The following is an 11213-nucleotide window of genomic DNA, read 5'->3' on the forward strand; positions in this document are numbered from 1 at the left end:
GTTCAGTGGCACCGACCCGCCATGCTCGCCTCGCGGCAAGTGGTCGCTCGTAGCGACGAAGGTTGGGCCCGGGGGCTTGGATCGAGCCGGTGCCACCATCAAGGCTAACAGGCGCCCCGGAGTTCGGGGAGTTGCCGGTGCGTCGGCGGGTGCGGGTGATTCGTGGTGGCTCGCGCAGTCCCCCGCACCCCTGAGAAGCAGGGGCCGCGCCTCCTGCTCCTCGTCTCAGTCCCGCAGCAGGTCGGGGATCCCGTCGGCGTCCGGGTCGTCGCGGTCCGCCGAGACGACCGTCAGCTGCTGCGTCGCCCGGGTGAGTGCGACATACAACACACGCAGCCCCGCCGGGGACTCGTCCGCGATCTCCGCCGGGGAGACGACCACCGTCGCGTCGTACTCCAGGCCCTTGGCCTCCAGGCTGCCGAGGGCGACGACGCGGTCGCCGAGGCCGGCCAGCCAGCGGGCGGCCTCCTCGCGGCGGTTCATGGCGACCACCACGCCCACCGTGCCGTCGACGAGGTCCAGCAGGCGCGCCGCCTCCGCGCGGGCCGTGCGGGCGAGGGTGTCGCGGGCGGCCGTGACGAAGCGCGGCTGGACGCCGGTGGAACGGACCGCCGAGGGGGACTCGGAGCCCGGCATGGCCAACGCCAGCACCTTCGCCGCCAGTTCGGCGATCTCGGCCGGGTTGCGGTAGTTGACGGTGAGCGTGAAGCGGCGCCGCGGGCGGGTGCCCAGGGCCTCGTCGCGGGCCTCGGCCGCCTCGTCGGGGTCGGACCAGGAGGACTGGGCGGGGTCGCCCACGACCGTCCAGGTGGCGTGGCGGCCGCGGCGGCCCACCATGCGCCACTGCATCGGCGTCAGGTCCTGTGCCTCGTCGACGATGACGTGCGCGTACTCGGTGCGCTCCTGCGCCAGCCGCTCGGCCCGCTCCCGCTGGGTCTCCTCGCGTACGGGCATCAGCTCCTCCAGGCCCGTGAGCTGGTCCAGCGGGTCGAGTTCGCGCTTCTTCCTGGGGCGGGCCGGGAGGCCGAGGATCGCCTGGAGTTCGTCGAGCACGGCGATGTCGTGGACCGAGAGGCCGTCCCGCTTCAGGGAGCGGGCGACCCGACGGACCTCGCCCGGGTTGAGGATGCGGCGGGCCCAGCGGCCGAGGCGGCGCTCGTCGGCCATGGCGGTGAGCACCCCGCGCGGGGTCAGCTCGGGCCACCAGGCGTCGAGGAAGGCGATGAACTCGTCCTCGCTCGTGATGTCCTCGTCGAAGGAGGAGCGCAGCTCGGCGGCCAGCTCCGGGTCGGTGTGGCGGCCGGCCGCGCCCGATCTGTCCCAGAGGGCGTCCAGCAGCAGCTTGCGCGCGCGGGGGCGCAGCAGGTTGACCGGAGCCGTGCCGCCGAGCGCGTTGCGGCGGACGCGGTCCAGGTCGGGGGCCTCCAGTTCGAGGCGTCGGCCGAAGGCGACGACACGGAGGCGGGTGGGTGCCTCGCTCGACTCCAGGGCGCCCCGGGCGGCCTTCCGCAGCACCTTGAGCATGCGGTACGAGCCCTTGGCGCGGGCCACGGCCGGGGAGTCGTACAGGGTGGCCTCGGCGCCGTCGACCAGGGAGCCGATGGCGCGGATGGCGACCTGGCCCTCCTCGCCCAGGGAGGGCAGGACGCCCTCGGTGTAGGCGACCAGCAGCGGGGTCGGGGAGACGATCAGGATGCCGCCCGCGTACCGGCGCCGGTCCTGGTAGAGGAGGTAGGCGGCGCGGTGCAGGGCGACGGCCGTCTTGCCGGTTCCGGGGCCGCCCTCGACGTACGTCACGGAGGCGGCGGGGGCGCGGATCACCAGGTCCTGTTCGGCCTGGATGGAGGCGACGATGTCGCGCATGGTGTGGCTGCGGGCCTGGCCGAGGGCGGCCATGAGGGCGCCGTCGCCGATGACGGGCAGCTCCTGGCCGTCGAGGGAGGCCTTCAGCTCGGGGCGCATCAGGTCGTCCTCGACGCCGAGCACCCTGCGGCCCTTGGAGCGGATGACGCGGCGGCGGACGACGCGGCCGGGGTCGACGGGGGTGGAGCGGTAGAAGGGGGCGGCCGCCGGGGCCCGCCAGTCGATGACCAGCGGCGCGTACTCGGAGTCCAGGACGCCGATGCGGCCGATGTGGAGCGTCTCGGCGATGTCGGCGGTCCGGTCGGGGCGGACCGCGCCCTCGGCCGGTTCGACGGCGGTGTAGGCGCCGTCCGGGCCCTTCTTGCCGTCCTTGCCGAGCAACAGGTCGATCCGGCCGAAGAGGAAGTCCTCGAACTCGTTGTTCAGGCGGTTCAGATGGACGCCGGCCCGGAAGACCTGGGCGTCCCGCTCGGCGAGCGCGCCGGGCGTGCCCACCTGACCGCGCTTGGCGGCGTCGTTCATCAGGAACTCGGCCTCGTGGATCTTCTCCTCGAGGCGCCGGTAGACCCGGTCCAGATGTGCCTGTTCGACGCCGATCTCCTTCTCACGCACCGAGTCGTGAGCGGAGTCGAGCGTTTCCTGCTGAACCTGAGCGGCCACCCGGGCCCCCTTCTGACGTGCTGGGCAGCCGTCCACCGTACGCGAAAAGGACCCCGTCAGGCTATGCGCCCGACCGGGGTCCGTCCGCTGCTTGCCGCGAGGAGTGGCGTTTCGCCTCGACGGGCTACGCCTTGACCGAGACGAGCTTCTTGCCGCTGAAGGTCAGAACCTCGAAGTGGTCGATCTCGTCGGGGGTGAAGGCTGCGCCGCCGTGGACGTAGAGCGGGTTCCTCGCCTGCTCGGTCTTGGCGTTCTTGATGCCGTAACCCCACTCCGGGACGGACCAGGAGGTGACCGTCTCCCGCTCGCCGTTCTTGCCGACGGCGATCAACGAGCACTTCTCCGGACCCTTGACGTTCTTCAGCTCCAGGACCGCGTGCGTGCCCCAGGCCTTGGACTCCATGCCGACCGTGGCGGTGACCTGGGTGGACGCGTCGGTGGAGGAGACCTTGTCCTTCGCGCCCAGGTGCGTGAAGGACTCCTGGGCCGCGCTGAAGGTCTGGCCCTCCTTCGGCGCCTCGTCCCCGCCGCCCGTCGTCGCGAACACCGCCGTCGGGCCGCCGACGATCAGGGCGACACCGGCCGCCAGCATGAAGAAGTTCCGTCGGCTCTTCTTCGCGCGGTGCTGGACGACCTCGCCGACCAGCCGGTCCGCGAGTCCGGTGGACGGCTTCGCCGACAGGGACTCGCCGATCGCCGGCGTGCCCTGGGCGGCGGGCAGGTCGGCGAGCGCGGCCAGCATCGGTTCCATGCCGGCCAGCTCGTCGAGCTGTTGTCCGCACCACTCGCACGTGGCGAGATGCATCTCGAACTGTGTGGCCTCGGCGTCGTCCAGTATCCCGAGGGCGTACGCGCCGACGGTCTCGTGGATGTTGTCGCCGGAACCTTGGGCTCCTTGCACAGATCCGGGCATTCCCGGTCCATACCCCCCGTAGATGTTGCTCATGCCGTCACCCCGCGCTCCTCTAGAGCCAGCTTCATCGACCGCAGGGCGTAGAACACCCGGGAGCGGACGGTGCCACTGGGGATGCCAAGCGTCTCGGCCGCCTCATTGACCGTACGCCCTTTGAAATAGGTCTCGACCAGGACCTCCCTGTGGGCAGGGGTCAGGTCGTCCAGCGCGTCCGACAGTGTCATCAGCCACAACGCCTTGTCGATCTCGTCCTCCGCGGGGATGACCTCCAGCGGCGACGGGTCGACCTCCTGCGGCCGGGCCTGCCGGCTGCGGTGGCCGTCGATGACGATGCGACGTGCGACCGTCACCAGCCAGGGGCGTACCGATCCGGTCGCTCGATTGAGCTGACCGGCGTTCTTCCAGGCCCTGATGAGAGTTTCCTGCACAACGTCCTCGGCACGCTGGCGGTCGCCCGCGACCAGACGCAGCACGTACGCGAGCAAGGGTCCAGCGTGCTCGCGGTACAGCGCGCGCATCAGCTCCTCGTCAGGCTCTGAGGGCTGCGATGCGCGATGTCGTGCCCTGTGCGGGCGTTCATCGGCCACAGCGGAATCCTTGCGCACGGCTACCTCCGGTGTCCGGGGGTTCCCCCAGTCGGTCGCTCACATCGGGATACGTAGGTAACCAGTTGTGTGTTCAGAGTTGAGCCACAACTTTCTCGATTAAACGCGGGAAAGATGAGGCTGGTGAGGGACAAGTGCTCCCATATCCGCGCTTAAACCGGCACGCATGGACGGGAATTGTGAAGACAGCCGCACCGTGATGTGAAAAACAGCACTGCTGCTTCTTTACGGCTGGCTGGGGTTTGCCCAACTCCCCGACCGGGTAAGGCGGGTGGCCATTTCGGGGCCAACTACGCGCGGGCGCGGGCCAGGTCGGCCCGGCGGCGGTGGCGGGCCACGCGTTCGCGGTTGCCGCAGATCTCGCTGGAGCACCAGCGGCGGCGCCGGCCGCGGGAGGTGTCGACGTACACGACGGGGCAGTTGTCGCCGGCGCACTGGCGCAGGCCGGCGCAGGCGTCCGGGTCGGTGAGCAGCTCCACGGTGTCGCGTGCGATCAGGGCGAGCAGGGCGGCGCGGTCGGGGGTGCGGTCCAGTGCGCGGACGAGGGTGCCGTCGGCGGAGCGGACGGCGCGGGGGGCCGGAGTCGCCGCGCGGGCCAGGTCGTTGACCCTCGCCAGGGAGAGGTCGAGGGCGCGGGGGTCCGGGGCGCGGTCGGGGGTGGGGCGGACCAAACGGGCGATGTGGCCGCGCAGTTCTCTGAAGCCGAGCAGCCAGTGGGGGGTGATGTGGTCGAGGGGGGTGCCCTCGGGGACCAGGTGGGCGGCGGTGATCCAGGTGCGCAGGGCGGCCGGGGTGTGGAGTTGTTCCTCGGGGTGGGTGGTGGTGAGGAAGTCCAGGCAGAGGTGGCCGCAGTCGAAGCGAGGGGGTTGGGGGTGTGCCATGTGCCTGTCACCGCCCTTGGGTTGCCGGCCGGCAGGGGTGCGCTTGGGGGGTACGTACCCCTTACAGCGCCTGGGCGCACCTGGTGGGGGAACCTCCGGTGCGCGGTTGGGTTCGGTCGCCCCCGCCGCCCCTACCCGTCCCATCCTGAAGGGGCTGCGCCCCTTCGACCCCCAGGCGTCCGTCCGGTGGGGGCTTCTCGCGCAGTTCCCCGCGCCCCTGAGACGGCCGCTGGCCCTCAGGGGCGCGGGGAACTGCGCGAGAAGCCCCACTCAGCCGCGGACGAAGAGCGTGGCCCACCCCTCACGCGTCATATTTCGCGTCCGCCGCCGGGTCCAGGGCCAGGCGGTAGCCGCGCTTGACCACTGTCTGGATCAGTTTCGGCGTGCCCAGGGCCGTGCGGAGGCGGGCCATCGCCGTCTCCACGGCGTGTTCGTCGCGGCCGGCGCCGGGGAGGGCGCGGAGGAGGTCGGAGCGGGGGACGACCCAGCCGGGCCGGCGGCAGAGCGCGCGGAGCAGGGACATGCCGGCCGGCGGGACGGGGCGCAGGGCGCCGTCGACGAGGACCGCGTGGCCCCGGATCTCCACATGGTGGCCGGCGATGGGCAGCGTCCGGGCGCGGCCGGGGAGTTCCTGGCAGAGGAGCTGGACGAGCGGGCCGAGGCGGAAGCGTACGGGCTGGACCGTGTCCACTCCGTGGGCCTGGAGCGGCAGGGCGGTCACCGGTCCCACACAGGCGGGGAGGACGTCGTGGTTCAGCGCGTTGAGCAACTCCGGGAGCAGGCCCCGGTCTTCGGCGCGGGAGAGCAGGGACGCCGCCGCGGGGGCGCTGGTGAAGGTGAGGGCGTCGACGCCGCGGGCGACCGTCACGTCGAGGAGGCGGTCCATGGGGGCGATGTCCTCGGGGGGCATCCAGCGGTAGACGGGGACGCCCACCACCTCCGCTCCCCCGGCACGCAGGGACTCCACGAAACCGGGGAGCGGTTCGCCGTGCAGCTGGACGGCGACCCGGCGGCCCTCGACTCCGTGCTCCAGCAGCCGGTCGAGCACCTCGGCCATGGATTCGGAGGAGGGGGACCACTCCTCGGTGAGACCGGCGGCGCGGATCGCGCCCTTCACCTTCGGGCCGCGCGCCAGGACCTCGACGCCCCGCAGCCGGTCGAGCAGGGCCTCGCCGAGGCCCCAGCCGTCCGCCGCCTCGATCCAGCCGCGGAAGCCGATGGCCGTCGTCGCCACCACGATGTCGGGCGCCTGGTCGAGCAGGTCCTTGGTCGCGGCGAGCAGTTCGCTGTCGTCGGCGAGCGGCACGATGCGCAGGGCGGGGGCGTGCAGGACCGCGGCTCCGCGGCGCTGGAGCAGCGCCCCGAGTTCGTCGGCCCGGCGCGCGGCGGTGACGCCCACGGTGAACCCGGCGAGCGGCCCGTGTTCCGTCCGCGCCGCCTCCGTGCCCTCGGTCCGGTCCGTCCGGTCCATCCGATCCATCAGAACCGTCCTGTCTGGTCGATCGGCTCGATCTGATCGCTCGGGTCGCTGCTGTTCGTCGTACATGGCTCTCGTCCCGCAGTCGAGTCGTTGCACTCAGTCGAAGCTCTGTGCGTGCGGGTGCACCGATTGACGCGCCCACATGCCGAACGAGCCTGTCAACGGTGCATGACAGGCTCGGTTCGGCTTGATGTCGCTGGTGTTACGTCACACGTGTCACGGCATGGGCGATGTCACACCTCGGCGTAGCTGAGCTGCGGCTTCGACTCCGTCGCCGTCGTTGTCGCAGAGGCGTTCGAGGCCGGGCGGCGAAGGTATACGGCCCAGGTCACCGCGAAGCAGACGCCGTAGAAGGCGAGGAAGGTGACGAAGGCGCCGGTGCCGGAGCCGACCGTGAGGAAGGACTGGCGGAAGGCCAGGTTGATGCCGAGGCCGCCGAGCGCGCCGACCGCGCCGATGATGCCCATGGAGGCGCCGGAGAGCCGGCGGCCGTAGGCGGCGGCCTCCTCGCCCTCCAGGCCCTTGGCGAACGCCTTGGCCTGGAAGATGCCCGGGATCATCTTGAAGGTGGAGCCGTTGCCGAGGCCGCTGAGGACGAAGAGCACGATGAACGCGGTGGTGAAGAGCGGCAGCGACTTCTGCATGGAGGCGAGGACGATGATCCCGGTGGCGGCGGCCATGCCGACGTAGTTCCACAGGGTGATCTTGGCGCCGCCGTACTTGTCGGCGAGTGCGCCGCCCACCGGCCGGATCAGCGAGCCGAGCAGCGGGCCGATGAAGGTGACGTACGCGGACTCCAGGGGCGTACGGCCGAACTGGGTCTGCAGGACGAGGCCGAAGGCGAAGCTGTAGCCGATGAAGGACCCGAAGGTGCCGATGTAGAGGAAGGACATGATCCAGGTGTGGCCCTCCTTCACGGCGTCCTTCGCGGCACCGGTGTCGTTCTTCACGGACGCGATGTTGTCCATGTAGACGGCGGCGAGGACCGCGGCGATGACGATGAAGGGGATGTAGATCCCGAGCAGCACGCGGGGGCCGCCGGCGGCACCGATGACGGCGAGACCGATGAGCTGCACGACCGGGACACCGATGTTGCCGCCGCCCGCGTTGAGACCGAGCGCCCAGCCCTTCTTCCTGAGCGGGAAGAAGGCGTTGATGTTCGTCATGGAGGAGGCGAAGTTGCCGCCACCGATACCGGCGAGCATCGCGCAGATCAGGAACGTGTTGAACGAGGTCCCCGGCTCCATCACGACGAAGGCCGCGATGCTCGGGATCAGCAGCAGGCTCGCGGAGACGACCGTCCAGTTGCGTCCGCCGAAGATCGCCACCGCGAAGGTGTACGGGATACGGACGACGGCGCCGACCAGCGTGGCCATCGAGACGAGGAAGAACTTGTCGGCCGGGGTGAGCCCGTACTCGGGGCCCATGAAGAGCACCATCACCGACCACACGGTCCAGATGGAGAAACCGATGTGCTCCGAAAGGACGGAGAAGAGGAGGTTACGACGGGCGACCTTCTCGCCGGTCTCGTTCCAGAAGGCTTCGTTCTCGGGGTCCCAGTGCTGAATCCAGCGGCCTCCCCTGCTCGATGCGGGGGCAGTGCTCGGGGCTGTCATGACGCCTCCACGTTCTCCGGGCTCCGGTGTCGCGATGCGGTGATGAGGGGTGATGAGTACCGAAGGTAGGGAGGGCGCGTTTCCTGGCTGTGGCACCGGGTGACCGGAAAGGAACTTTGCTCTCACGAGCGGGCGGCCCGGCCGGTGAGGAATCGGTGAGCAGGGCGTCATACCGGGTGGACACCTGGCGGATACCCGGTGGTCACGCCACTTTCGGCGCTGCCCTCATGCCAATGTAGGCGCACCGGGTGCCGTCGCTCAGCGTGGCGAAGACCACAGGCATCCAGTCCTCGGCGAACGAGGCACCGCCGCCCGCCCCGGCGAACACCGTCTCCGACAGGGGCACGAGTTCCATCTCCAGGTCCGGCGAGTAGCCGACCATGCCGTCCACGAAGGCGTACGTGAGGTGCGGTGTGCCGTTCCTCTCGCTGATCGTGATGACCACTCCCTCCCTCTTGTACGTACCGGTCCAGGGCGTGATGTCGACGACGGGCGGCTCGGCCGGCGGGGCGAACGGGGCCGGCAGCGTGATCCCGGCCAGCTCCGCCAGCAACTCGCGCAGCAGATCGGCGTAGAGGAGGCGGGAGGAGCCGCCGTTGGTGAGCAGCGCGACGGCGACGCCCTCGGTGGGCACCACACGGAGGAAGGCGTACTGGCCGGTCGCGGCGCCGTCGTGGCCGTAGCCCGGGACGCCGTCCCAGTCGTAGAGCGTCCAGCCGAGGCCCCAGCCGTCGGCGCTGACCGTCCACTTGTCGGGGACGTCGGTCTCGCGGGCCTGCATGGCCGTCACCGTCTCGGGGCGCAGGACGCCGGCGCCCCCGTCGAGGTGGGCCTTCGCGTACCGGACGACGTCTCCGGCGGTGGCGAGCACCCGGGCGCCCGGTCCGGCCGCGCGCGGCATCAGGTCCCAGACCGGGGCCGGGGTCTGTGTCCCGTCCTCCCCGGCGAGGTGGCCCATCGCCGTGCGGAACGGCAGCGCCTCCTCCGGCAGGGTCATGGAGTGCGTCAGGCCGAGCGGCGCGAACACCCGCTCCTTGAGCGCCTGGTCCCAGGTCAGCCCGGTCAGCACCTCGACGATCCGGCCGAGGACGACGTATCCGATGCCGCTGTACGACACCGCCGTACCCGGCGGGCAGTCCATCGCCACGCCCTTCGCGGCCTCGACGTACCGGGCGATCGCGTCGTCGCCGCGCCCGGTGTCGATGTGGAAGTCGCAGGTCAGGCCGCTGGTGTGGGAGAGCAGCATGCGGGGGGTGATGACCTCGGTGGCGGCCGGGTCGACGGTCGCGAACTCCGGCAGCACCTGCACCACCGGGACGTCCAGGTCGAGTTCGCCGGACTCCACCAGCTGCATGACGAGGGCGGCGGTGTAGACCTTCGCGATCGAGCCGAGCTGGAAGACCGAGTCGGGGGTGGCCTCCACGCCGGTCGCGCGGCTCAGCACACCGCTCGCGAGTTCGTGCACCGCACCGCCGACGACGAAGGCGAGGCTCGCGCCGGGCACGTCGTGGGCGGCACGCAGGGTGTCGAGCCGACGCTGCCAGTGGGCGAGGTCGAGGGAGGGGGCGGGGGTGGCGGTGGGCTGAGACATGGCGGGTCCTCCGGAAGCGTGGTGAGGGGCTGCCGCTGCGGCTCGCGGCGACCTGGAACACCGTACGCATTGCGCACAGTGTGCGCAAGCCTGGAACGATGTTCCGGCGCGGGTATGCGAAAGGCCGCACGGCGCGGCTGCCGTGCGGCCTTGCGGCGGACTCGGAAGAGTTCCGGAGAAGGGGACGTCAGGAAGCGGGAGGCGGGGGCTGTCTGAGTCGTTCGGTGAGCTGGATGAAGGCCGTTCTGCGGTGTTCCGGGATGCCCAGGGCGGACGCCGCCTGCTCGGGGGAGAGTGTGGGGGTGCCCGTCCCGGGCGGTGCCGGGTGCAGGGGCAGGTCCTGCTCGGTCAGCTTGCCCGAGCGGATCAGGACGTCCCGCACCGGGACGCCGAGCGCCCGGGACAGGCCGCGCATCGTCTCCAGATCGGGCATGCTGCGCCGCTGGAGCAGCCGGGTGACGGCCGCCCGGTGCACCCCCGCGTCCTCGGCCAGCCTGGTCTTCCCACCACCGCGCGGGCTGTCGATGTCGTAGCCGCGGGCCCGCATCAGGCCCGCCATCCAGGCCGCGAACTCGTCGAGGTGCCCGGCATCGCTCTTCATGGTGGACGCTCCTCCTCCGACGGCGCGGCCCGCCTCCCCCCTCAGTCGCCACCGCCCCACCACTTGGTTGCCCGGGACACAGCGATGGGGGTGGGCCACGAGTTCCGGGCCACCCCCACCGACGTACCGGAGCGTGTCAGCTCGTCGACTCGCCCACGTAGCTGAGCCGGTCCGTGCCGCCCGCCTCCCAGGTGATGATCACGTCGTCGCCGGAGCGGCGGACCGTGGCGAAGGTGACGTCCTCGTCGCTGACGTCCTTGGAGGCCATGGGGGTCAGGGCCATACGGAAGTTGTTCTCGTCGCGGTAGGCGCCGACGCCGGTCATGATGCCCTTGCCGCCGACCATGTCGATGTAGGACAGCGGGTGCTGGCCCTTGCCGTCACCGCTGGTCTGCTCGGCGCCGATGGTCAGGGTCCGGGCATCGTCGTCCTGCCACTGGCCCTCGACACCCTCGGCGGGCGCGGTGCTCGAGCCGCCGTCGTCCAGCCCGCCGTCGGGCGTTCCGGTGGCCTCCTCGCCGGCGTCGTCCCCGGCGGCCTCCTCCGTCGGGGTCGCGGAGTCGGTCTCCGTGGCCGAGACGGTCTGCTCGGGCTTGGCCGTGGTGTCGTCGTCCCCGTCGGCGGTGAGGAGGAAGACTCCCCCGCCGATCACCGCGAGGGCCGCCACCACGGCCACGATGATCAGCGCGACTTTGCCACCGCTACCACCGGAGGGCGGGGGCGGCGGGTAACCCCCGTACTGGGGACCGTAGTTGGGTGCCCCCGGCGCACCCGGCGCACCCGGCGCACCAGGCGCACCCGGCATCCCCGGCGCACCCGGCGCCCCGTACGGCTGCTGCCCGCCGGCCCCGTACGGCTGCTGCGGGGCCGTCGCGTACGGGTTCGGCGGCTGGCCGGGCACCTGGCCCGGGGGCGGGTACGACCCCGGGTACGGCTGCTGCGGCGGCTGGGTTCCGTAACCGTCGTACGGCGGCTGGCCGGGAGGCTGGGTCATCGGCGGGTG

The 11213-nt window shown here is 71.5% G+C and carries 9 protein-coding genes; all 9 read right to left on the reverse strand.

The window, feature by feature from the left end:
* Positions 1 to 225: 225 nt before the first annotated feature.
* Complete coding sequence (locus ACZ52C_RS24615) at positions 226 to 2523, reverse strand: HelD family protein (protein WP_469076764.1); 2298 nt, start codon at positions 2521 to 2523, stop codon at positions 226 to 228.
* Between the two features lie 124 nt (positions 2524 to 2647).
* Positions 2648 to 3436, reverse strand: coding sequence for an anti-sigma factor family protein (locus ACZ52C_RS24620; RefSeq protein ID WP_469076765.1), 789 nt, complete (start codon positions 3434 to 3436; stop codon positions 2648 to 2650).
* 29 nt (positions 3437 to 3465) lie between these two features.
* Positions 3466 to 4041, reverse strand: coding sequence for a sigma-70 family RNA polymerase sigma factor (locus ACZ52C_RS24625; protein WP_013003188.1), 576 nt, complete (start codon positions 4039 to 4041; stop codon positions 3466 to 3468).
* A 290-nt stretch (positions 4042 to 4331) separates the two neighbouring features.
* On the reverse strand, positions 4332 to 4922 hold the full coding sequence (locus tag ACZ52C_RS24630; protein ID WP_469076766.1) for a CGNR zinc finger domain-containing protein: 591 nt from the start codon (positions 4920 to 4922) through the stop codon (positions 4332 to 4334).
* A gap of 301 nt (positions 4923 to 5223) precedes the next feature.
* Positions 5224 to 6402: a uroporphyrinogen-III synthase gene (locus ACZ52C_RS24635; RefSeq protein ID WP_469076767.1), complete on the reverse strand. Its 1179-nt coding sequence runs from the start codon at positions 6400 to 6402 to the stop codon at positions 5224 to 5226.
* Positions 6403 to 6635: 233 nt separating this feature from the next.
* On the reverse strand, positions 6636 to 8018 hold the full coding sequence (locus ACZ52C_RS24640; RefSeq protein WP_469076768.1) for a nitrate/nitrite transporter: 1383 nt from the start codon (positions 8016 to 8018) through the stop codon (positions 6636 to 6638).
* 202 nt (positions 8019 to 8220) lie between these two features.
* Positions 8221 to 9609, reverse strand: a complete 1389-nt coding sequence (locus tag ACZ52C_RS24645; RefSeq protein WP_469076769.1) for a serine hydrolase domain-containing protein — start codon at positions 9607 to 9609, stop codon at positions 8221 to 8223.
* A gap of 187 nt (positions 9610 to 9796) precedes the next feature.
* Complete coding sequence (locus ACZ52C_RS24650; protein ID WP_469076770.1) at positions 9797 to 10210, reverse strand: helix-turn-helix transcriptional regulator; 414 nt, start codon at positions 10208 to 10210, stop codon at positions 9797 to 9799.
* A gap of 136 nt (positions 10211 to 10346) precedes the next feature.
* On the reverse strand, positions 10347 to 11204 hold the full coding sequence (locus tag ACZ52C_RS24655; protein ID WP_469076771.1) for a hypothetical protein: 858 nt from the start codon (positions 11202 to 11204) through the stop codon (positions 10347 to 10349).
* Between the last annotated feature and the right edge of the window lie 9 nt (positions 11205 to 11213).

The sequence above is a fragment of the Streptomyces sp. NPDC034049 genome (genome assembly GCF_055575575.1).